Consider the following 20,736-nt stretch of genomic DNA (forward strand, 5'->3'; position numbering starts at 1 on the left):
GATTTAGAGCTTACCGTTTCATCGCGCGAGGGAGAGACCTATGCGCTCAGGCGTCATCGCACGGAAGGTCGGCATGACCCGCGTCTTCACGGACGCAGGCGAGCATGTGCCCGTCACCGTGCTTCAAATCGATCAGTGCCAGGTTGTGGCACACCGCACGACCGAGAAGGACGGCTACGTCGCCCTCCAGGTCGGCGTCGGCAAGGCCAAGGTCAAGAACGTGTCGCAGGCCGAGCGCGGCCGCTTCGCGGTCGCCAAGGTCGAGCCCAAGAAGAAGCTCGCCGAGTTCCGCGTGTCCGAGGACGCGCTGATCCCGGTCGGTGCCGAGATCACGGCCGACCACTTCATCCCGGGCCAGTTCGTCGACGTGACGGGCACCACCACGGGTAAGGGTTTCGCCGGCGGTATGAAGCGCTGGAACTTCGGCGGTCTGCGCGCCACCCACGGCGTGTCGATCTCCCACCGCTCGATCGGTTCGACCGGTGGCCGCCAGGATCCGGGCAAGACCTTCAAGAACAAGAAGATGCCGGGACACCTCGGTGTCGAGCGCGTCACCACGCAGAACCTCAAGGTCGTCCGCACCGATCCGGAGCGCGGTCTGATCCTGGTCGAGGGTGCGGTCCCCGGCGTCGCCGGCGGCTGGATCCAGGTTCGCGACTCGGTCAAGCGCAAGCTGCCGGCCGACGTGCCGCTGCCGGGCAAGTTCCGTGAGAACGGTTCCGCCGGCGCGTCCCAGGTCGAGGCGGCCCCCGAGGCTCCGGCGTCCGAGGAGAACGCGTGATGAAACTCGATATCACCACGCTCGACGGCGGCTCCGCCGGCTCGGTCGAGCTCAACGAGGCGATCTTCGGCCTTGAGCCGCGCGCCGACATCCTGCAGCGCATGGTGCGCTACCAGCTCGCCAAGCGGCGCGCCGGCACCCACGCGGTCAAGAACCGCTCGGATGTCGATCGCACCTCGAAGAAGCTGTACAAGCAGAAGGGCACCGGCAACGCCCGCCACGGCGCGGCCTCCGCTCCGCAGTTCCGCGGCGGCGGCCGGGCCTTCGGTCCGGTGGTGCGCGACCACAGCCACGACCTTCCCAAGAAGGTCCGTGCGCTCGCCCTCAAGCACGCCCTGTCGTCGAAGGCCAAGGCCTCGACCCTGATCGTCGTGGACGACATCAAGGTCGACAGCCACAAGACCAAGGCGATGATCGAGCGCTTCGAGAAGCTCGGCCTGTCGAGCGCGCTGATCATCGGCGGCTCGGAGGTCGACGAGAACTTCGGCCGCGCCGCCCGCGCCATTCCGAAGATCGACGTGCTGCCCGTGCAGGGCATCAACGTCTACGACATCCTGCGTCGCGACACGCTCGTGCTGACGCGCGCCGCCGTCGATGCGCTGGAGGAGCGTTTCAAATGAGTGCCGATCCGCGCCACTACGATGTGATCGTCTCCCCCGTCATCACGGAGAAGGCGACCAACCTCACCGAGCAGAACAAGGTCGTCTTCCGGGTTGCCCCGAAGGCCACCAAGCCGCAGATCAAGGATGCGGTCGAGAAGCTGTTCGACGTCAAGGTCACGGGCGTGAACACGCTCACGACCAAGGGCAAGAAGAAGTTCTTCCGCGGGCAGCGCGGGCAGCGTTCGGACGTGAAGAAGGCGATCGTGACCCTCGCCGAGGGTGATACGATCGACGTCACGACCGGCCTCTGAGACTTGAAGCGTTAGGATCAAGCCGATGGCCTTGAAGACATTCAAACCGGTCACGCCGAGCCTGCGCCAGCTCGTGCTCGTCGACCGCCGTGAGCTCTACAAGGGCAAGCCGGTAAAGGCGCTGACCGAGGGCAAGAGCTCCTCGGGCGGCCGCAACAACCTGGGCCGCATCACCGTCCGCTTCCGCGGCGGTGGCCATAAGCGGGTCCTGCGCAACGTCGACTTCAAGCGTCGCGAGAACCTCAACGTTCCCGCGACGGTGGAGCGGATCGAGTACGATCCCAACCGCACCGCCTTCATCGCGCTCATCACCTTCCCCGACGGGAAGCAGAGCTACATCCTCGCCCCTCAGCGCCTGTCGCCGGGCGACAAGGTGGTCGCGGGTGAGAGCGTCGACGTGAAGCCGGGCAATGCCGGTCCGATCGGCTCGATGCCCGTGGGCACCATCGTCCACAACGTCGAGCTGAAGATCGGCAAGGGCGGCGCGATCGCCCGCTCGGCCGGCAACTACGCTCAGATCGTGGGCCGCGACCAGGGCTACGTGACGCTGCGCCTGAACTCGGGCGAGCAGCGCCTCGTGCACGGCCAGTGCTTCGCGAGCGTGGGTGCGGTCTCGAACCCGGACCACATGAACATCTCGCTGGGTAAGGCCGGCCGCAACCGCTGGCTCGGCAAGCGCCCGCACAACCGCGGTGTCGCCATGAACCCGGTGGATCACCCGCACGGCGGCGGCGAGGGTCGCACCTCGGGCGGCCGGAACCCGGTCACGCCCTGGGGCGTGCCCACCAAGGGGAAGAAGACCCGGTCCAACAAGCGGACCGACACCTTCATCCTGTCCAGCCGCCATAACCGCAAGAAGTAACAGCCATGGCACGTTCCCTCTGGAAAGGGCCGTTCGTCGACGGCTACCTCCTCAAGAAGGCCGACGCCGCCCGCGGCGGCAGCCGCAACGAGGTCGTCAAGATCTGGAGCCGCCGCTCCACGATTCTCCCGCAGTTCGTCGGCATCACCTTCGGTGTGCACAACGGACACAAGCATATCCCGGTCTACGTCACCGAGGAGATGGTCGGTCACAAGTTCGGCGAGTTCTCGCCGACCCGCACCTTCCCCGGTCACGCGGCCGACAAGAAGGCGAAGAGGCGCTGAGATGGGCAAGCCTGCCACCCCCCGCGCGCTCCCCGAGAACGAGGCGAAGGCCGTCGCGCGGATGCTCCGCGTGTCGCCCCAGAAGCTCAACCTCGTGGCGGCGCTGATCCGCGGCAAGAAGGTCGATACGGCCCTTGCCGACCTCGAATTCTCCCGCAAGCGCATCGCCCGCGATGTGAAGAAGTGCCTGGAGAGCGCGATCGCCAACGCCGAGAACAACCACGACCTCGACGTGGACGATCTCGTCGTGTCCCAGGCCTTCGTCGGCAAGGCGCTGGTTCTCAAGCGCTTCCACGCCCGTGCCCGCGGTCGCGGCGCGCGCATCCTGAAGCCCTTCTCGAACCTCACGATCGTGGTTCGCGAAGTGCGCGCTGAAGCGGCCTGAGGAGTTTACCCATGGGTCAGAAGATCAATCCGATCGGCCTGCGTCTCGGCATCAACCGGACCTGGGATTCCCGCTGGTTCGCCGAGAAGGGCGAGTACGCCAAGCTGATGCACGAGGACGTGGCCATCCGCGCCGCCCTCATGAAGCAGCTCAAGCAGGCCGCCGTCTCGAAGATCGTCATCGAGCGCCCGCACCGGAAGTGCCGCGTCACCATCCACTCGGGCCGTCCGGGCGTGGTGATCGGCAAGAAGGGCGCGGACATCGAGAAGCTGCGCAAGCTCGTCGGCACGATGACCAAGGCCGACGTGACGATCAACATCGTCGAGGTGCGCAAGCCCGAGATCGACGCGACGCTCGTCGCCGAGTCGATCGCGCAGCAGCTCGAGCGTCGCGTCGCCTTCCGTCGCGCCATGAAGCGCGCCGTGCAGTCGGCCATGCGCCTGGGCGCCGAGGGCATCCGCATCAACTGCGCCGGCCGTCTCGGCGGCGCTGAGATTGCCCGCACCGAGTGGTACCGTGAGGGCCGCGTTCCGCTGCACACCCTGCGCGCGGACGTGGATTACGGCACCGCCACCGCCTTCACGACCTACGGGACGTGCGGCATCAAGGTTTGGGTGTTCAAGGGCGAGATCCTCGAGCACGACCCGATGGCGCAGGACAAGAAGGCCCAGGAAGAGGGTGGCCGTTCCGGCGGGCGCCGCGAGCGTGACGGTGACGACCGGGGTGGCCGCGGCCGCCGCGAGCCGTCGCACGCCTGACGCTCGATCGCTTAGAGATCTTGAGAGGCTGCCATGCTGCAACCCAAGAAGACCAAATTCCGTAAGCAGTTCAAGGGTCGCATCCATGGCGCGGCCAAGGGCGGCTTCGAGCTGAACTTCGGCCAGTTCGGCCTCAAGTGCCTGGAACCCGAGCGCATCACCGCGCGGCAGATCGAGGCGGCCCGCCGCGCGATCACCCGCGAGATGAAGCGTCAGGGCCGGGTGTGGATCCGGGTGTTCCCGGATCTGCCCGTCACCGCCAAGCCCACCGAGGTCCGCATGGGCTCCGGTAAGGGCGCCCCCGAATACTGGGCGGCCCGCGTTCACCCGGGTCGCATCATGTTCGAGGTCGACGGCGTGGCCGAGGACATCGCCCGCGAGGCCCTGCGCCTCGGTGCCGCGAAGCTGCCGGTGCGCACCCGCGTCATCCAGCGCATCGCTGATTGATAGGAAGAGATCATGAAGTCCGACCAGAGACTGTCTGATCTGCGCGCTCTGTCGGCGGATCAGCTTTCCGACGAGCTCATCAGCCTGAAGAAGGAGCAGTTCAACCTGCGCTTCCAGGGCGCGACGGGCCAGCTCGAGAACGTCGCCCGGGTCCGTGAGGTCCGCCGCGACATCGCCCGTGTCCGCACGCTGCAGCGTCAGAAGACGCTGGACGCGGCCAAGGCCTGAGGAGATTCCACATGCCCAAGCGCGTCCTTCAAGGCGTCGTCGTCAGCGACAAGACCGACAAGACCATCGTCGTGAAGGTGGAGCGTCGCTTCACCCACCCGGTGATGAAGAAGACGGTCCGCCGCTCGAAGAACTACCATGCGCACGACGAGGCCAACACGGCCAAGGTCGGCCAGACGGTGTTCATCGAGGAGTCCCGTCCCTACTCCAAGACCAAGACCTGGAAGCTGGTCGAGGATCAGGCGGCGGCGGCCGAGGCGGCCGGCACGGCGGCCTGAGGTTTTCCTCAGCACGAGTTTCGAGACGGGCGCGGAGCGAGAGTTCCGCGCCCGTTTCCGTTTGTCCGCCAGGATCGTGGACACGCATGAAGATGCTGCGCATCAGCAGTTAAGCCGTGCGGGTGACTGTTTTTGACGTTCGTTCGACAGGCTCTTTGAAGGGCCCTGCAAAGGTGCAGCGGACTCTGAGGGAGTGCAGGAATGTCCCGCAACTTCTCCCGCTTCGCTGGCCTTCGCGCGCGGCTTCCTCGGTGCCGTTCAATCGGCCGGTGCGAACTCGGCGCTCTATCGCGGCAAGGTTCTCTCCTTCGAGTCCGGATCGGACTATTCCGGCATGAAGGCGGCCATGCAGGTGCACAAGCTGCCGGTCGTCGCGCGCGAGGCCGTGATCCTCGATGCCGCGACGATGGCGCGGCTCGACCGGCACGTCTTCGAGTTCGACCGGCATCGCGCATCGCTGAGGCGGCTCGGGCAATCGACGCGCAAGGGACTTCTGCTCTACGGGCCCCCCGGAACCGGCAAGACCCACGTCATCCGCTACATCGCCTCGAACCTTCCCGAGCGCACGACGGTGCTCATCACCGCAGAGGAAGTCGCCAACCTCGATCGCTACATGCTGCTGGCCCGCACGCTCCAACCCAGCATCGTCGTGCTGGAGGATGTCGACTTGGTCGGCCGCTCCCGCGAGGGCATGAACAGTCCGAAGACCGAGGTTCTCCTCAACCGCCTGCTCAACGAGATGGACGGCCTGCGCGACGACGCCGACGTGCTGTTCATCCTCACCACCAACCGGCCCGAGGAGATCGAGGATGCACTCGCCTCGCGCCCCGGCCGCGTGGACGAGGCGATTGAGATTGCGAGCCCGGACGCGCGCTGCCGTGGCCGGCTCGTCGCCCTCTACGGACAAGCCCTCGCCTTCGAAGACGGTGCGGTCGAGTCCATCGTCGCCCGATCGGAGGGGGCGAGCGCGGCCTTCATCAAGGAGATGGTCCGCCGTCTCGCGCAGGCCGCCATCGGTGCAGGATCGAACGATCGGATCACGGTCGCGACGGTCGAAGCCGTCCTCGGCGAAGCGGTCGGCAGCCGGAACCGTATCGGCCGCCGGATCATCGGCCTCACAGCGGCCAGGGCCGCTAAGGAGGCGCCGCCCTTCGACGGCTGTGGCGAGGACCTTTGACGATCTGGGAGCGGATTTCGGTGAGGCGGCGGTGCACGAACCCGAGCGGCTCATCGGTCCGATCAGCAAACTGCCTGGGGCTGGCTTGACGCTGCTCGACTGCTCAACGGACCGCCGCGGCGATCGTGATGCTCCCATGCACCGACACGGGCGACGACCTGCAACCGAGCCATTCGGCTGCAGGATTCATGATGCCTCGCGCGACAACGGGTCGTGATCTGATCTGGTTTCCAGCCAAGCGCGCTCTTCGAGTCAGGTCGGCTTTTCGCGGGTCGTCGCCCCGCAAGTGCAGAGCGGATATGAATAGTCGGTCTGTCTGCTTGAGCCCTTCCCAGCGTAGTGCTTGAACAGAAGAGATGTCGGTGTGCCGCGTCACGGCAACGGCAGAGCGGACACACTATATATTACTTGCGCGCTATCCGAGCGCGCGCAGGTAAAGGTGAATAGGAGGTGTATCAAGTCGTCGGGTTCGTCGCTGTCGGAGCGGCCGGCGCTGCTGTCTTGCACAGCTGGGATGTTCCGAAATCCGTCAGCTTCGGCTTTTTGTCGCTTCATCTGATTGTTGCGGCTATGGCCGGGATTGCGCAGACCGTGCGGATCGAAAGTCCGCTCGAACCAATCCCCTACAACACGCCTTCGGAGATGCCGCCGACCGAGGGCTTTGTCGCTCCGCTGCGTCTCGACAAGCCGGAGGCCGAAAGCAGCGTCTGGTAACTCCTGCTGCCGCGGAAGCGGTCCAACGACCCGGCGTCGCTCCGCCGGGTCGGACCTGTTCGCGCTCATCCTGGCTTGCGAGCAGGGAACTGCGAGAATCTCAGACGCGTAGTCCGGTGGGAGCGGCTGATTGATCGCGGCCAGCGACCGGCGGATGACCATCCGTTGTCAGGCTGCGGGATCGAACTCAGCGGGCTCAGGACCATGCTGGAGGGCACGTCTGGGTTAACGGGGCATCCCGGCCGGAATGAGGGCTCGGTGCGGTCCTGTCGGCCCATAGGAGACGTCTCCAAGGCCCGCCGAGGCCGTTAACACCGCCGCGGGCGGGCGGCGTCGACGAGATTCGTGCCCTTGGTCCAGAAGGCGGCCTGGCCGATCAGGCCTCAGCGCTTCTTCTTCGGATCGCGATTGCCGGCGGCGCGGATCAGTCCGGCGAGGCCGGCCTCGATGACCATGTCGGCGGCTTCCGAGGGTGAGAACCAGCGCGCCTCGCGCTGGCCCCGCTCAGGGAATTTCTTGAGCTGCTTGCGCACCTCAAGGGGGAATACCGTCACCTGACAGAGCACGGCATCACGGTTCTTCAGGCGCTTTTCGTAGAGGTAGAACCCGAGCGGACGCTTGCCGACGCGGCCGACGATGCCGGCTTCCTCGTAGGCCTCGCGGGCGGCCGCCTCGAAAGGCTTGCGCCCCTTCATCGGCCAGCCCTTCGGGATGATCCAGCGCCGCGTCTCCCGCGAGGTGACGAGCAGGATCTCGGTTCCACCCTCCGGAGTCCGACGCATCGGCAGCACGCCGACCTGGGGCCGCGCTTCGCGGCTGCTCTCGATCAGGCCGGCCATCATACGTCTGAAACGCCTTCGGGCCGGCGCAGTTCGCGCTCAGCGTTTGCCGCCGAGCCTTTCCCGAGCGGGCAGAGACAAGGCCAAACTTCCTTGAAGGATTGATGACGGGAAGGCACGTCGCCGCAATCGATGCTGCTGTCGCCGCCGGGGCCTGGGCGACAAGGGTCCCTACCGGAAACCGATGCGTCAACTCAATGGAAATTTAACCGGCAAAAGGACGCGACAGGCCCGGATTTTCGGCAATCAGCTCGCGGTCGACAGGTTCTCGATGAGCGCGTTCAGGTCGGCCCGCATCGCCTGGATCTCGGGCTCCGACATGTTGAGCTGGCACATGACGGACTGCCGCACGGCGACCGCCTCTGAGCGCAGAGCCCGGCCCTGATCGGTCAGGGCGATCTCGACTTCCCGCTCATCCGACTGCCGGCGGCTGCGATTCAGCAGGCCGCTGGTTTCGAGCCGCTTGAGCACGGGCGTGAGCGTGCCGGAATCCAGGCGCAGCCGTCGGCCGATTTCGGAAACGGTGATGCCGTCGTTCTCCCAGAGCACGAGCAGAACCAGATATTGCGGGTAGGTCAGCCCCATCCGCTCGAGCATCGGCCGGTACGATTTGGTCATCCGGTGTGCCGCGGCGTAGAGCGCGTAGCAGAGCTGGTTGTCGAGCAGCAGCGGATCCCTCAGCACCTCTGCGCTCTCATTGGGAGCATTCACGGTTCACATCCTGCCGTTCGACAATGCCTTCCGGCCGGCGACGCCTTGAGATCGGGCGACCCTGCCGGTGATCCTCAACCCTGCCGCGACTTCAGACGATAACGGATGCAAGGCGGCGCGGCATATGCACAATTGTCCCAGTGACCGCGCCCCGGCACTTTCTCCACCGCCGGTTCGGCCGTTCGTTCTTACCTCTCTTGAGCGAACACGCAAAAAGGCGGCCGTGAGGCCGCCTTTCGCACCGGTCACATTGTCACCCGTTCTGCCGCTGTTCGCGGCAGGAAGCGGGCTCAGGCGGCGTCGGCCGTCTCGACCGCGGTCGGGCCGGAATCCTTGCCGCGGGCATCGACGTCGCGGTCCACGAACTCGATGACGGCCATCGGTGCGTTGTCGCCGTAGCGGAAGCCGGCCTTCATGATGCGGCAGTAGCCGCCCGGACGCGACTGATAGCGCGGGCCGAGCACGGTGAAGAGCTTCTTGACCATGTCCGCGTCGCGGATCTGGGCCATGGCGAGGCGGCGGGCGTGGATGCTGTCGGTGCGGCCGAGCGAGATCAGCTTCTCGACGACCGGACGCAGGTCCTTGGCCTTCGGCAGGGTGGTGACGATCTGCTCGTGCTTGATCAGCGCGGCGGACATGTTGGCGAACATCGCCTTGCGGTGCTCGGCCGTGCGGTTGAAGCGGCGACCGCGGTAGGAGTGACGCATGGTGGCTGGTCCTTCTCAGTCACGGCCGCCGTGCCACGGTACGGCCGAGTGCCCTGGGGCTGTTTTCATCGAACTCCGCGTAACCCAGCGGCGGGATTCTTTTGGGAGCGCCCGCCCCGGCTTCGCTGGGGCGGGAGGGAGCGTCGTCCCAGCGGCTTAGCACCTGGTCAGGCGGCCAAACGAGCGGCGCCGCGCAGCGCCGCTCAATCCGGCCAGGGGCGGCTTCGCCCCTCAGTAGTGCTCTTCGAAGCGCTTGGCGAGATCCTCGATGTTCTCCGGCGGCCAGCCGGGAACGTCCATGCCGAGGTGCAGGCCCATGCCGGCGAGCACTTCCTTGATCTCGTTGAGCGACTTGCGGCCGAAGTTCGGGGTGCGCAGCATCTCGCCCTCCGACTTCTGGATGAGGTCGCCGATATAGACGATGTTGTCGTTCTTCAGGCAGTTCGCCGAACGGACCGACAGCTCCAGCTCGTCCACCTTCTTGAGCAGCGCCGGGTTGAAGGGGAGCTGCGGCGCGAGCGGCGCGGTCTCTTCCTTGCGGGGCTCCTCGAAGTTCACGAAGACCTGGAGCTGGTCCTGGATGATGCGGGCGGCGTAGGCCAGGGCATCCTCCGGCGACACGGCGCCGTTGGTCTCGACCGTCATGGTCAGCTTGTCCTTGTCGAGATCCTGACCCTCGCGGGTGGTCTCGACGCGGTAGCTGACCTTGGTCACGGGCGAGTAGAGCGCATCGACCGGGATCAGGCCGATCGGCGCGTCCTCGGGCCGGTTGCGGTCGGCCGGGACGTAGCCCTTGCCGGTGGCGACGGTGAACTCCATGCGGATCTCGGCCCCGTCGTCCAGGGTGCAGATCACGAGGTCGGGGTTCAGGATCTGGATGTCGCCGACGGCGCCGATGTCACCCGCGGTGACGAGGCCGGGGCCCGTCTTGCGCAGGGTCATGCGCTTGGGCTGGTCGGTCTGCGAACGGATGGCGATGGTCTTGATGTTGAGGACGATGTCGGTCACGTCCTCGCGCACGCCGGGGATCGACGAGAACTCGTGCAGCACGCCGTCGATCTGCACCGAGGTGACCGCGGCGCCCTGAAGCGAGGAGAGCAGCACGCGGCGGAGCGAATTGCCCAGCGTCGTGCCGAAGCCGCGCTCCAGCGGCTCGGCCACGACGGTGGCGACCCGCTTGGGATCGTCGCCGGCGGAGACCTGCAGCTTGTTCGGCTTGATGAGCTCTTGCCAGTTCTTCTGAATGACCACGGTCCTACCTCTTGCCAAACCCGCGCCGCCGGCGTCCCGGAAAGCGCTTCGGCCGGCCCTGGATGGCTCTGAGAGCATCCGGACCGGTCCCAAAAATCACTGCTGCTCGCCTGCCACCCAGAGGGCGGGAACGAAGCTGTAACCGGCGCCGTCGCGGGCGACGGTGCCGAGCGCCGGGAATTCAAGATGCGAGCCGGCGATGAAGGTCTTCTCCGTCGCCACCTCATCGAGCACCCGCTTGCGGGTGGCGCGCGCCTGATCCCCGTCCACGTCGAAGGCGACGCCCGCCTCCGGCTGCTTGAACTGGATCGCCGGCATATGCACCACGTCGGTCCACATCAGCAGGGACTTGTCCCCCGATACGATCCGCATGCCGCAATGGCCCGGGGTGTGACCGGGCAGGGGGACGGCGGTGATGCCGGGCACCAGCTCACCGCCCTCGTGCTTGCGCAGCCGCGCGCCGTAGGGCGCGACCGCCTTGCGGGCGTTCTCGAAATACGGCTTCGCCGCGTCGGGAGCCCGCGACAGCGCCTCGTCGGGGAGCCAGTGCGCGGCTTCCGTCGCGTGAACGACGAGTTCCGCGTTCGGATAGGCCGCGCTGCCGTCCTCCTTGATCAGCCCGCCCGCATGGTCGGGATGGAGGTGGGTGAGGAGCACGGTCTCGATCTCTTCCGGCTTCACGCCGGCGAGCGCGAGGGCCGCGGGAACCCGGCCCATGGTGGCCGGACCGAAATGGCCGTAGCCCGAATCGATCAGCACCGGCTTGCGGCCGGCGCCGGTGACGAGGAAGGCGTTGAGCGTGACGACCGGGGCCTCGGAGCGGAAGCCCGCGCGCTGGAGCGCGCCGGCCTCCTCCTTGGAGATGCCCGTGACGAGATCGAGCGAGCCCTGAAACCAGCCGTCGTTGAGCGCGGTGACCGTGAGGTCGCCGAGATTCCAACGCAGCGCGCCGGGAAGGGGCTTCGATCCGTCCGCCATGGGCTTCTCCGTTCGAGGGGGCTCCGGTGTCGTTCGATCAGACGCGGCGGCGCTTGCGCGGGCGGCAGCCGTTGTGCGGAATCGAGGTGACGTCGCGGATCGAGGTCACGGTGAAGCCCGCGGCCTGGAGCGCGCGCAGCGCCGACTCACGGCCCGAACCGGGACCGGAGACCTCGACCTCGAGGGTGCGCATGCCGTGCTCGGCGGCCTTGCGGCCGGCATCCTCGGCGGCGACCTGGGCAGCGTACGGGGTCGACTTGCGCGAGCCCTTGAAGCCCATGGCGCCGGCGGACGACCACGAGATCGTGTTGCCCTGCGCGTCGGTGATGGTGATCATCGTGTTGTTGAACGAGGCGTTCACATGCGCCACGCCGGAGACGATGTTCTTGCGTTCGCGGCGGCGGACGCGGGTCGGTTCCTTGGCCATCTTGTTCTCGCTGGTCCTTCAATCACGCCCGTAACACCAGGCGCTCGGGATTCTTTTGTCACCTGGGCGCGGCTGCCGTGCAGATCCGTCCCGATCAACCGCCGACGTCGAGGGACACCCGGCGCGACGGAAAGAAGGCCGAGCGAAGCACGACCTTCCAATGCCAAAAATTACTTCTTCTTGCCGGCGATCGGCTTCGCCTTGCCCTTGCGGGTGCGGGCGTTGGTGTGGGTGCGCTGGCCGCGGACCGGGAGCTGCTTGCGGTGACGCAGGCCGCGGTAGCAGCCGAGATCCATCAGGCGCTTGATGTTCATCGAGACTTCGCGGCGCAGATCGCCCTCGACGAGGTAGTCGCGGTCGATGGTCTCGCGGATCTGGAGCACCTCGGCGTCGGTGAGCTGGTTGACGCGGCGCTCAGCCGGAATGCCGACCTTCTCGGTGATCTCTTCGGCCTTCTTCGGGCCGATGCCGTGGATGTACTGGAGCGCGATGACGACGCGCTTGGCGGTCGGGATGTTGACGCCTGCGATACGGGCCAAGATGATCTCTCCATGGGCGGGTCTGTTGCCCGCCGCCACTCAGGAATAAGCGCGCGTCCGGTGGAGGCCGGCCCCTGCACGCCCGCCCGAAACGACAAATCGGTCCGCAAGCAGCCTCTCAGAGGTGCCCCGAACCACATCCCGCTTGGACGAAGGGGGTCCGCCTAGCGCGAGCCGCCCCCCTTGTCAACGCTTTGCAAACGGAATTGCGATCTGCGCTTCGCCGAACCGCCTCGCGGCATGAAAAAGCCCGCCCCGTCGGAACGGCAGCGGGCTTCGTGGGCGTCACCTGAGAGGGACGTCTCAGGACGTCGCCTTCTCCCGGAATCCGTCGAGGAGTCCGGTCACGTCCCCGGTCACCTCGTCGATCGGCTTCATGCCGTCGATCTTCCGCAAGAGGCCGGTGCCGGCATAGTAGTCGGAGAGCGGTGCCGTCTGCCGCTTGTAGGCGTCGAGGCGGGTCTTGAAGACCTCCGGCGTGTCGTCCTTGCGGACCGGCTGGCCCTTGGCCGCGGTCTCCTCGGCGCGCTTGGCGATGCGGCCGACGAGGGCGTTCTCGTCGACGACGAACTCCACCACCGCGTCGAGAGCGATACCCTTCTCCGCCAGCATGGCATCGAGGGCCTTCGCCTGCTCCACCGTGCGCGGGAAGCCGTCGAGGATGAAGCCGTTCCTGGCATCCGCCTCCTCGATGCGGTCGGCGACGATCCCGACCACGACCGCGTCCGGCACGAGGCCGCCGCTCTCCATGATCGACTTCGCCTCCAGTCCGACCGGCGTCCCGGCGGCGACCGCCGCGCGCAGCATGTCGCCCGTCGACAACTGCGGAACGCGGTAGCGCTCCACAATACGCTCGGACTGCGTACCCTTCCCCGCTCCCGGCGGTCCGAGCAGAATGATCCGCATAGCGTCTCCCCGTCCTCAAGGCCCGGCGCCGGGCTCGTTCTTCATGGGCGGCGGGCCCCATCCTAAGCCACGCCGTCGTCACACCGCTGTGATGCGCAATTCCGGCGCGCGCGTCCACCGAACCTTTGTCGGAGGCTGCTCGATTGTCAGGCGGTTCAGCGCCGCCGTGTCGTGGAGGCGCCGCGGAGCTTCGCCTTCTTCACGAGGCCCTCGTACTGGTGCGCCATCAGATGCCCGTGGATCTGCGCCACGGTGTCCATGGTGACCGAGACCACGATCAGCAGCGAGGTGCCGCCGAAGCCGAGCGCGGCCGAGGTGTAGGAGGCCACGATCTCCGGAACGAGGCAGACGAAGGTGAGGTAGGCCGCGCCGATCACGGTGATACGGGTCAGCACCTTGTCGATGAAGGCAGCGGTACGCTCGCCCGGGCGGATGCCGGGGATGAAGCCTCCCTGCTTCTTCAGGTTGTCGGCGGTCTCCTGCGGATTGAAGACGATCGCCGTGTAGAAGAACGTGAAGAAGATGATCAGGCCGGCATAGGCCAGCATGTAGAGCGGCCGGCCGTGGCCGAGATAGGCCGTGAGCGTCCCGAGGATGCCGGTCGAGCCCTGATTGGCCGAGAAGCTCGCCACCGTGGTCGGCAGCAGCAGCAGCGAGGAGGCGAAGATCGGCGGGATCACGCCCGAGGTGTTGAGCTTGAGCGGCAGGAACGAGGACTGGCCCTCGTACATGCGGTTGCCGACCTGGCGCTTGGGGTAGTTGATCAGGAGCCGGCGCTGGGCGCGCTCCATGAACACAATGAAGTAGATCAGCGCGACCGCCGCGATGCCGGCGCCGAGCAGGATGGCGGGCGAGAGCGCGCCGGTGCGGGTCAGCTCCAGGGCGCCGAAGATCGAGGCCGGCAGGTGGGCGACGATGCCCGCGAAGATGATCAGCGAGGAGCCGTTGCCGATGCCGCGCGAGGTGATCTGCTCGCCGATCCACATCAGGAACAGCGTGCCGCCGGTGAGCGTCACGACGGTCGAGAGAACGAAGAAGGGCCCCGGATTGATGACCGCGTTCGAGCCCTGCAGGCCGAAGGCGATGCCCCAGGACTGGACCAGCGCCAGCACCACCGTGAGGTAGCGGGTGTACTGGTTGATGACCTTGCGGCCCGACTCGCCCTCCTTCTTCAGCGCCTCCAGGCTCGGCACCACCGAGGTGAGGAGCTGAACGATGATCGAGGCCGAGATGTAGGGCATGATGTTGAGCGCGAAGACCGCCATGCGCTCGACCGCGCCGCCCGAGAACATGTTGAACATGCCGAGCACGCCGCCGGCCTGGTTCTGGAAGTTCCGCGCGAACTGCTCGGGATCGATGCCGGGGATCGGGATGTAGGTGCCCAGCCGGAAGACGATGAGCGCGCCCAGGGTGAACCAGATGCGCTTCTTGAGCTCGTCGGCCTTGGCGATGGCGCCGAAATTCAGGTTGGCGGCAAGCTGCTCGGCGGCTGAGGCCATGTCATTGATCCCGGAAAATGCCGTCGGGACGCGTCTCGAGCGGTCCCTGAAAGCGGAAGCGGCGGCCGCGTGCGAGCACGGGCCGCCGCTTCGGCGTTCGACTTAATCGTGGTGTCAGGCGGACGCAACCGCGCCGTCGGTCGCGCCGCGATGGGCGACGCCGGCGGCGAAGGTCGTGGTCACCGAACCGCCGGCCTTCTCGACGGCCTCGACGGCCGACTTGGAGGCGCGGGTGACCTCGAAGCTGAGCTTCGCGGTCAGCTCGCCGACGCCGAGCAGCTTCACGCCGTCACGGGCGCGGGCGATGATGCCGGCCTTGACCAGCGCATCGACCGTCACGGGGGCGTTGGCGTCGAGCTTGCCGGCATCCACCGCCGCCTGGACGCGACCGAGGTTCACCTCATTCAGGTCGTGGGCGTGGATGTTGTTGAAGCCGCGCTTCGGCAGGCGACGATGCAGCGGCATCTGGCCGCCCTCGAAGCCCTTGATGGAGACGCCGGTGCGGGCCTTCTGACCCTTCACGCCGCGTCCGCCGGTCTTGCCCTTGCCGGAGCCGATGCCCCGGCCGACGCGCATCCGGTTCTTGGTCGCGCCTTCGTTGTCGCGGATTTCGTTGAGCTTCATGGTGGAGCCCTCCTCACGCCGCGGCGTCATCGAGGACGCGCACGAGGTGCGCGACCTTGCGGATCATGCCGCGCACCGAGGGAGTATCCTCCAGCTCGGACACGCGGTGCAGCTTGTTCAGCTTGAGGCCGATCAGCGTCGCACGCTGGGAGGCCTCGCGGCGGATCGGCGAGCCGATCTGCTCGACGCGGACAGTCTTGGTTGCCATGCTGCCCTCCCTTACGCGACGGCCGCTTCGGAGGTGTCGGCCGGGTCGGCGTCACGGCGACGGGCCTGGAGGGCCGACACCTTGAGACCGCGACGGGCCGCGACCGAGCGCGGGCTGTCCTCGTTCTTGAGCGCGTCGAAGGTGGCGCGCACGAGGTTGTAGGGGTTGGACGAGCCGAGCGACTTGGCGACGACGTCCTGCATGCCGAGCGTCTCGAACACGGCGCGCATCGGGCCGCCGGCGATGATGCCGGTGCCCTGCGGCGCCGCGCGGAGGATCACCTTGCCGGCGCCGTGACGTCCGTTGACGTCGTGGTGCAGGGTGCGGCCCTCGCGGAGCGACACGCGGATCAGACCGCGCTTGGCGGCTTCCGTCGCCTTGCGGATCGCCTCCGGCACCTCACGGGCCTTGCCGTGGCCGAAGCCGACGCGGCCCTTCTGGTCGCCGACGACGACGAGCGCCGCGAAGCCGAAGCGGCGGCCACCCTTCACAACCTTGGCGACGCGGTTGATGTGGACGAGCTTGTCCACGAACTCGCTGTCGCGCTCCTCGCGGTCGTCGCGGCGACGACCCTCGCGTTCACGTGCCATATCTGATTCCCGTTATCTCACTGACGCGGGCCGGAAACGACCCGCTCGCTCGATGTGCTTCCCTCCCCGGTCAGGGGAGGGAACACGGCGTCTTAGAAGTCGAGACCACCCTCGCGGGCGGCGTCGGCGAGAGCCTTGACGCGGCCGTGGAAGATGTAGCCCGAACGGTCGAAGACGACCTTGGTGACGCCCGCGGCCTTGGCGCGCTCGGCGACGAGCTTGCCCACCGCCTCGGCCGCCGCCTTGTCGGCGCCGGTCTTGAGGCTGGCCTTGAGATCCTTGTCGAGGCTCGACGCGGCAGCGAGCGTGCGGCCCGCGGCATCGTCGATGACCTGGACGTAGATCTGCTTGGACGAGCGGAACACCGACAGCCGCGGACGGCCGTTGGCGGTGGCTTTGAGGGCCCGACGGACCCGCGCCTTGCGGCGCAGGAGGGCTTCGTTCTTGTTCGACATGATCGCCCCCCTTACTTCTTCTTGCCTTCCTTGCGGAAGATGAATTCGCCGGCGTACTTCACGCCCTTGCCCTTATAGGGCTCGGGACCGCGGTACTCACGAATCTCCGCCGCGACCTGACCGACGCGCTGCCGGTCGATGCCCGCCACCACGATCTCCGTGGGCTTGGGCGTCGTGATCGTGATCCCGGCCGGGATCTCGTACTCGATGTCGTGGCTGTAGCCGAGCGAGAGCTTGAGCGCCTTGCCGGCCATCGCGGCGCGGTAGCCGACGCCGGTGATCTCGAGCTTCTTCTCGAAGCCCTTGGAGACACCCTCGACGAGGTTCGCCACCTGGGCGCGCGAGGTGCCCCACAGGGAGCGGGCCTGCTTCGTCTGGTCCTTGGGCTGCACCGAGACGGCGCCGTCCTTGAACTCGACGATAACCTGGGGCGGGACGACGAACTGGAGTTCGCCCTTCGAGCCCTTCATCTTCACCGTCTGACCCGTGACCGTGGCGGTGACGCCAGACGGGACGGGGACGGGCTTCTTGCCTACGCGAGACATGTCGCTGTCCTCCGGATCAGAACACCTTGCAGAGCACTTCACCGCCGACGTTGCGCTCGCGCGCCTCGTGATCGGCCATGACGCCCTGCGGGGTCGAGATGATGGTGACGCCGAGGCCGTCGGCGACCCGCGGCAGCTCGCCAACCGACGAGTAGACGCGGCGGCCGGGCTTCGACACGCGCTTGATCTCCCGGATGACCGGGCGACCATCGTAGTACTTGAGTTCGATCGCGAACTCGGTGCGGCCGTTGCCGAGGTCCTGCACCGCGTAGTCGCGGATGTAGCCCTCGGACTTCAGCACGTCGAGAACCGAGGCGCGCAGGCGCGAGCCGGGGGTCTGGACGACGTTGCGGCGACGGCTCTGACCGTTGCGGATGCGGGTGAGCATATCACCCACGGGATCGTTCACCATGGATGCCTCCCCTTACCAGCTGGACTTCACGAGACCGGGGATGAGGCCCCGGTTGCCGAGCTCGCGCAGAGCGACGCGCGAGATGCCGAGCTTACGGTAGTAGGCCCGCGGACGGCCGGTCATCTCGCAGCGGTTGCGGATGCGGGTGGCCGACGAGTTGCGCGGCAGTTCCGCGAGCTTCAGGCGCGCCTCGAAGCGCTCCTCCATCTCACGGGACTCATCGTTGGCGATGGCGAGGAGGGCCTTACGCTTCTCGGCGAAGCGCTTCACCAGCTCCTTGCGGTGGTTGTTCTTCTCGACTGAGCTTTTCTTAGCCATGTCTGTCTCCAGTGTCCGCGTCTAAGCGACGTTGCCGCCGCTTACTGCCGGAACGGGAACTTGAAATGGGCGAGGAGAGCCTTGGCCTCTTCGTCCGTGGTGGCGCTCGTCTGGACGACGATGTCCATGCCCCAGGTCTGCTCCGCCTTGTCGTAGGAGATCTCCGGGAACACGAGGTGCTCCTTGAGGCCCATGGCGTAGTTGCCGCGGCCGTCGAAGGAGCGCGGGTTCAGGCCGCGGAAGTCGCGAACGCGCGGCAGCGCGATCGTGATCAGGCGGTCCATGAACTCGTACATGCGGGCCTTGCGCAGGGTCACCTTGCAGCCGATCGGCATGCCCTCGCGGACCTTGAAGGTCGCGATCGCCTTGCGGGCGCGGGTGATGACCGGCTTCTGGCCAGCGATCAGAGCGAGGTCGCCGGCAGCCACGGTCGCCTTCTTCGAGTCCGCGGTGGACTCGCCGACGCCCATGTTGATGACGATCTTCTCGATCTGCGGAACCTGCATCGGGTTCTTGTACCCGAACTGCTCGATCAGCTTCTGCCGGACGACCTCGTCGTAGTGCTTGCGCAGACGCGGGACGTAGGCGTTCTTGTCGGCCTCAGCCATCGATCTGATCCCCCGTGGTCTTGGCGAACCGGACCTTGCGTCCGTCTTCGAGGATGCGGAAACCCACGCGGGTCGGCTTGCCGTTCACGTCCTGGAACGCGAGGTTGGAGAGCTGGATCGCAGCCTCCTTCGAGATGATCCCGCCCTCGGCGTTCTGCGTCTGCTTCTGGTGCTTCTTGACCAGGTTGACGCCGCGCACGAAGGCCTTGCCGTCCTTCGGCATGACCTGGATGACCTCGCCGGAGCGACCCGCGTCGCGACCGGTGAGAACGACGACCGTGTCGCCCTTCTTGATCTTGGCGGCCATCACAGCACCTCAGGAGCGAGCGAGATGATCTTCATGTGGTTGCGGGCGCGCAGCTCGCGCGGCACCGGCCCGAAGATACGGGTGCCGACCGGCTCCTTCTGATTGTTGATCAGAACGGCGGCGTTCTTGTCGAAGCGGATCACCGAACCGTCGGCGCGCTTCACGTCCTTGGCGGTGCGAACGACGACCGCCTTCATGACGTCGCCCTTCTTCACGCGGCCGCGCGGGATCGCCTCCTTGACGGAGACGACGATAATGTCGCCGACGCCGGCATACTTGCGCTTCGACCCGCCGAGCACCTTGATGCACATCACGCGGCGCGCACCCGAATTGTCGGCGACGTCCAGATTCGTCTGCATCTGGATCACGGGAGTGACCTTTCCTTGTTTCAGGCGGGTTTCCGCACACGGACGGTATTGCCCGGCGGACGACGCCTGATGGGGATCTGATGTCCCCGGCTCATGTGAGAGACCGCGCTATCGGCGTGGGAACGCCGGCGCGGTCACCGCGTACGAAGGGATGCGAACATCCCAAGGACTGTCGCGAAGGCGTGCCCGATACTACGGACGCGGGCGGCGTGCAAGCCTGGAGCGATGCGAAATCGTGCGGCGAGGCCGGCCGTCAGGCCCGTGCGCGAGCCGCAGGCGGGCGCCGTGGGGAGGTTGAGGCCTGCGCCGGGAAGGGCTCGGCCGGCTCACCGAAATGCCACCAGGGAGATCGCCGGCGGGATTCGCCCTGTGGAAGGGCGTTCTCGGGCCCCTGTCGGGTTCGGTTGCGCTGACCGAGGGTCCGTCTCTCAGCAACCCTTGCAGATCGACCCCATGGTCTTGTTCATCTTGGCGTCCCAGGCCTTGTCGCGCGCCTGCGCGGCACGCTGCGCCTTGAGCATCTGATCCTGGGAGGACGCGGCAGGCTGGCCCTGGACGATGCCGGGCGCCGGCGGCTTGGTCTGCCCCGTCGCCGTGACGGTGCGGCCGGTCGGGGGCAGGCGTGTGTCGCTCCCGTCCTGCGCGAGGGCAGGGGCGGCTGCCATGAGGCTGGAGAGCAGGAGGGCGGAGACGGCGATCGGACGACGCATGGCTTCTCAATCACTCCCTGGCGCGGGCCACCGTGCCGTTGGACTCGGGGCGGGCACGGCTTGGCGCGTCGGGCACTCTTTCGGCGATGGGCGCCGGGGGGACGTGCCTGCCGCAGCGCGTCGCGTTCCCGTCGCTTGCCTGCCACGCGCGTGAGTGACCTAGGTGGCACCGGACCGCGCCGGCGGCAAGCGGCACTGCGGCGTTGCGTCGGCCGGTCCCGTGCGAAGACGCACCCGCGCAAGGCCTGACGCGTCGCGCGAGCACCGCCTGCGCGGGGAGAGGGGGCGTCAGTGCGTCTCGGGTTGCGCGTCGGCCACCGTGTTGGCCTTCGAATAACTCGTGCGCGGCCGCCCGGTGGGATCCTCGAAGGAGCCCGCCCAGAGGCCGAGACGCTTGCCCCACGCGACGGTCTCCGCACCGACATAGGCGGCCTGCCCGCCCCGCTCCGCCATGGCGAAGCCCTTCTCGGCCATCCAGGCGCTCAGATCCTCCTTGTCGCGGTGGCAGACGGAGAGTGCGCGGCCGTAGCTGTCGGTCTCGCGGATCTGGCAGGTGATGGTCGCGTCCTTCAGATGCGCGGCCAGCGCCTTGGCCGAGGAGGCGCCGCAGGCGTAGCTCTGGCCCTTGGCATTCAGGCAGGTCTGCTTGAGGCCCGGCGCCGCCACGCCGTAGAGGCCGACCACCCGTCCGCCCACGACCAGCGTGTCGCCGCTCAGAATGCGTGCGCGCCCGCTCACGCTCTCGCCGGCCTGAGAGGGACCGATGCCGTGCGCGCCGGCTGCGGCGAGGAGGAGGATGCCGAGGCCGAGGATTCCCGTTCGTCTCATCGAAACACCATGGGTTTCCGGCGTGCCCCTGCGGAGGCGCCGGTCGATTGCTCTGCCGAGGACTCTCACGCGTCCGTTC

33 protein-coding genes are annotated in these 20,736 nt (G+C 67.1%); 12 read left to right on the forward strand and 21 right to left on the reverse strand.

Annotated features, from left to right (window positions below):
* The first annotated feature begins 40 nt into the window (after positions 1-40).
* The 12 genes from rplC (at position 41) to MPPM_RS11295 (ending at position 6,827) form a co-directional block, all read left to right on the forward strand.
* Positions 41-781 carry a 50S ribosomal protein L3 gene (gene rplC / locus MPPM_RS11240; protein ID WP_012454026.1) on the forward strand — a complete coding sequence of 247 codons (741 nt, stop codon included), beginning with the start codon at positions 41-43 and terminating at the stop codon, positions 779-781.
* Entirely contained in the window at positions 781-1,401 is a 621-nt protein-coding gene (rplD, locus tag MPPM_RS11245) for a 50S ribosomal protein L4 (protein WP_017485510.1), read from the forward strand. The genes rplC and rplD overlap by 1 nt, the downstream gene beginning before the upstream one ends.
* Positions 1,398-1,694: a 50S ribosomal protein L23 gene (locus MPPM_RS11250; protein ID WP_012454028.1), complete on the forward strand. Its 297-nt coding sequence runs from the start codon at positions 1,398-1,400 to the stop codon at positions 1,692-1,694. The genes rplD and MPPM_RS11250 overlap by 4 nt, the downstream gene beginning before the upstream one ends.
* A gap of 25 nt (positions 1,695-1,719) precedes the next feature.
* Positions 1,720-2,556, forward strand: coding sequence for a 50S ribosomal protein L2 (rplB, locus tag MPPM_RS11255; RefSeq protein WP_012454029.1), 837 nt, complete (start codon positions 1,720-1,722; stop codon positions 2,554-2,556).
* Positions 2,557-2,561: 5 nt separating this feature from the next.
* Positions 2,562-2,840, forward strand: coding sequence for a 30S ribosomal protein S19 (rpsS, locus tag MPPM_RS11260; RefSeq protein ID WP_003597098.1), 279 nt, complete (start codon positions 2,562-2,564; stop codon positions 2,838-2,840).
* Position 2,841: 1 nt separating this feature from the next.
* Positions 2,842-3,225, forward strand: coding sequence for a 50S ribosomal protein L22 (rplV, locus tag MPPM_RS11265; RefSeq protein WP_009865531.1), 384 nt, complete (start codon positions 2,842-2,844; stop codon positions 3,223-3,225).
* Positions 3,226-3,236: 11 nt separating this feature from the next.
* Positions 3,237-3,983, forward strand: a complete 747-nt coding sequence (gene rpsC, locus MPPM_RS11270; RefSeq protein WP_003597102.1) for a 30S ribosomal protein S3 — start codon at positions 3,237-3,239, stop codon at positions 3,981-3,983.
* Positions 3,984-4,016: 33 nt separating this feature from the next.
* A complete protein-coding gene (rplP, locus tag MPPM_RS11275; protein WP_017485512.1) occupies positions 4,017-4,430 on the forward strand; it encodes a 50S ribosomal protein L16 in 414 nt (137 codons plus the stop codon).
* Positions 4,431-4,442: 12 nt separating this feature from the next.
* Positions 4,443-4,658, forward strand: coding sequence for a 50S ribosomal protein L29 (rpmC, locus tag MPPM_RS11280; RefSeq protein WP_003597107.1), 216 nt, complete (start codon positions 4,443-4,445; stop codon positions 4,656-4,658).
* Positions 4,659-4,669: 11 nt separating this feature from the next.
* A complete protein-coding gene (gene rpsQ / locus MPPM_RS11285; protein WP_012454031.1) occupies positions 4,670-4,936 on the forward strand; it encodes a 30S ribosomal protein S17 in 267 nt (88 codons plus the stop codon).
* A 193-nt stretch (positions 4,937-5,129) separates the two neighbouring features.
* The gene (locus MPPM_RS11290; RefSeq protein ID WP_244573539.1) at positions 5,130-6,113 is read left to right on the forward strand and encodes an AAA family ATPase; all 984 of its coding nucleotides are present in this window, start codon (positions 5,130-5,132) and stop codon (positions 6,111-6,113) included.
* A 450-nt stretch (positions 6,114-6,563) separates the two neighbouring features.
* A complete protein-coding gene (locus MPPM_RS11295; protein ID WP_096485150.1) occupies positions 6,564-6,827 on the forward strand; it encodes a hypothetical protein in 264 nt (87 codons plus the stop codon).
* A gap of 383 nt (positions 6,828-7,210) precedes the next feature.
* Here MPPM_RS11295 and MPPM_RS11300 read toward each other — a convergent pair whose 3' ends face one another.
* The 21 genes from MPPM_RS11300 to MPPM_RS11400 all read right to left on the reverse strand — a co-directional run bounded on the left by MPPM_RS11300 (position 7,211) and on the right by MPPM_RS11400 (position 20,657).
* Positions 7,211-7,669: an NUDIX hydrolase gene (locus MPPM_RS11300; protein WP_096485151.1), complete on the reverse strand. Its 459-nt coding sequence runs from the start codon at positions 7,667-7,669 to the stop codon at positions 7,211-7,213.
* A 243-nt stretch (positions 7,670-7,912) separates the two neighbouring features.
* Entirely contained in the window at positions 7,913-8,377 is a 465-nt protein-coding gene (locus MPPM_RS11305) for a MarR family winged helix-turn-helix transcriptional regulator (protein WP_096485152.1), read from the reverse strand.
* Between the two features lie 290 nt (positions 8,378-8,667).
* The gene (rplQ, locus tag MPPM_RS11310) at positions 8,668-9,084 is read right to left on the reverse strand and encodes a 50S ribosomal protein L17 (RefSeq protein WP_012454037.1); all 417 of its coding nucleotides are present in this window, start codon (positions 9,082-9,084) and stop codon (positions 8,668-8,670) included.
* Between the two features lie 231 nt (positions 9,085-9,315).
* Positions 9,316-10,335: a DNA-directed RNA polymerase subunit alpha gene (locus MPPM_RS11315; RefSeq protein ID WP_096485153.1), complete on the reverse strand. Its 1,020-nt coding sequence runs from the start codon at positions 10,333-10,335 to the stop codon at positions 9,316-9,318.
* Between the two features lie 96 nt (positions 10,336-10,431).
* A complete protein-coding gene (locus MPPM_RS11320) occupies positions 10,432-11,313 on the reverse strand; it encodes an MBL fold metallo-hydrolase (RefSeq protein WP_096485154.1) in 882 nt (293 codons plus the stop codon).
* A gap of 37 nt (positions 11,314-11,350) precedes the next feature.
* The gene (gene rpsK / locus MPPM_RS11325) at positions 11,351-11,740 is read right to left on the reverse strand and encodes a 30S ribosomal protein S11 (protein ID WP_009866710.1); all 390 of its coding nucleotides are present in this window, start codon (positions 11,738-11,740) and stop codon (positions 11,351-11,353) included.
* 170 nt (positions 11,741-11,910) lie between these two features.
* Entirely contained in the window at positions 11,911-12,279 is a 369-nt protein-coding gene (rpsM, locus tag MPPM_RS11330; RefSeq protein WP_012454040.1) for a 30S ribosomal protein S13, read from the reverse strand.
* Between the two features lie 303 nt (positions 12,280-12,582).
* Positions 12,583-13,185 carry an adenylate kinase gene (locus MPPM_RS11335; protein WP_096485155.1) on the reverse strand — a complete coding sequence of 201 codons (603 nt, stop codon included), beginning with the start codon at positions 13,183-13,185 and terminating at the stop codon, positions 12,583-12,585.
* Between the two features lie 155 nt (positions 13,186-13,340).
* On the reverse strand, positions 13,341-14,684 hold the full coding sequence (gene secY / locus MPPM_RS11340; protein ID WP_096485156.1) for a preprotein translocase subunit SecY: 1,344 nt from the start codon (positions 14,682-14,684) through the stop codon (positions 13,341-13,343).
* A gap of 114 nt (positions 14,685-14,798) precedes the next feature.
* The gene (gene rplO / locus MPPM_RS11345; protein ID WP_096487809.1) at positions 14,799-15,308 is read right to left on the reverse strand and encodes a 50S ribosomal protein L15; all 510 of its coding nucleotides are present in this window, start codon (positions 15,306-15,308) and stop codon (positions 14,799-14,801) included.
* 13 nt (positions 15,309-15,321) lie between these two features.
* Entirely contained in the window at positions 15,322-15,516 is a 195-nt protein-coding gene (gene rpmD / locus MPPM_RS11350; RefSeq protein WP_096485157.1) for a 50S ribosomal protein L30, read from the reverse strand.
* Between the two features lie 11 nt (positions 15,517-15,527).
* Positions 15,528-16,106, reverse strand: a complete 579-nt coding sequence (rpsE, locus tag MPPM_RS11355) for a 30S ribosomal protein S5 (RefSeq protein ID WP_012253652.1) — start codon at positions 16,104-16,106, stop codon at positions 15,528-15,530.
* Positions 16,107-16,198: 92 nt separating this feature from the next.
* The gene (gene rplR, locus MPPM_RS11360) at positions 16,199-16,561 is read right to left on the reverse strand and encodes a 50S ribosomal protein L18 (RefSeq protein WP_017485522.1); all 363 of its coding nucleotides are present in this window, start codon (positions 16,559-16,561) and stop codon (positions 16,199-16,201) included.
* An 11-nt stretch (positions 16,562-16,572) separates the two neighbouring features.
* The gene (gene rplF / locus MPPM_RS11365; RefSeq protein ID WP_096485158.1) at positions 16,573-17,106 is read right to left on the reverse strand and encodes a 50S ribosomal protein L6; all 534 of its coding nucleotides are present in this window, start codon (positions 17,104-17,106) and stop codon (positions 16,573-16,575) included.
* A gap of 16 nt (positions 17,107-17,122) precedes the next feature.
* Complete coding sequence (gene rpsH / locus MPPM_RS11370; RefSeq protein ID WP_012454047.1) at positions 17,123-17,518, reverse strand: 30S ribosomal protein S8; 396 nt, start codon at positions 17,516-17,518, stop codon at positions 17,123-17,125.
* 12 nt (positions 17,519-17,530) lie between these two features.
* Positions 17,531-17,836, reverse strand: coding sequence for a 30S ribosomal protein S14 (gene rpsN / locus MPPM_RS11375; RefSeq protein WP_012454048.1), 306 nt, complete (start codon positions 17,834-17,836; stop codon positions 17,531-17,533).
* Between the two features lie 41 nt (positions 17,837-17,877).
* Positions 17,878-18,444, reverse strand: coding sequence for a 50S ribosomal protein L5 (rplE, locus tag MPPM_RS11380; RefSeq protein ID WP_012454049.1), 567 nt, complete (start codon positions 18,442-18,444; stop codon positions 17,878-17,880).
* On the reverse strand, positions 18,437-18,751 hold the full coding sequence (gene rplX, locus MPPM_RS11385) for a 50S ribosomal protein L24 (RefSeq protein WP_017485523.1): 315 nt from the start codon (positions 18,749-18,751) through the stop codon (positions 18,437-18,439). Before rplX ends, rplE begins: the two co-directional genes overlap by 8 nt.
* Complete coding sequence (rplN, locus tag MPPM_RS11390; protein WP_012253654.1) at positions 18,751-19,119, reverse strand: 50S ribosomal protein L14; 369 nt, start codon at positions 19,117-19,119, stop codon at positions 18,751-18,753. Before rplN ends, rplX begins: the two co-directional genes overlap by 1 nt.
* 428 nt (positions 19,120-19,547) lie before the next feature.
* Positions 19,548-19,829, reverse strand: coding sequence for a hypothetical protein (locus MPPM_RS11395; RefSeq protein WP_096485159.1), 282 nt, complete (start codon positions 19,827-19,829; stop codon positions 19,548-19,550).
* Between the two features lie 288 nt (positions 19,830-20,117).
* Positions 20,118-20,657, reverse strand: coding sequence for a thermonuclease family protein (locus MPPM_RS11400; RefSeq protein ID WP_096485160.1), 540 nt, complete (start codon positions 20,655-20,657; stop codon positions 20,118-20,120).
* Positions 20,658-20,736 lie beyond the last annotated feature (79 nt).

This window comes from Methylorubrum populi, from assembly GCF_002355515.1.
GTDB classification, from domain to species: Bacteria; Pseudomonadota; Alphaproteobacteria; order Rhizobiales; family Beijerinckiaceae; genus Methylobacterium; species Methylobacterium populi_A.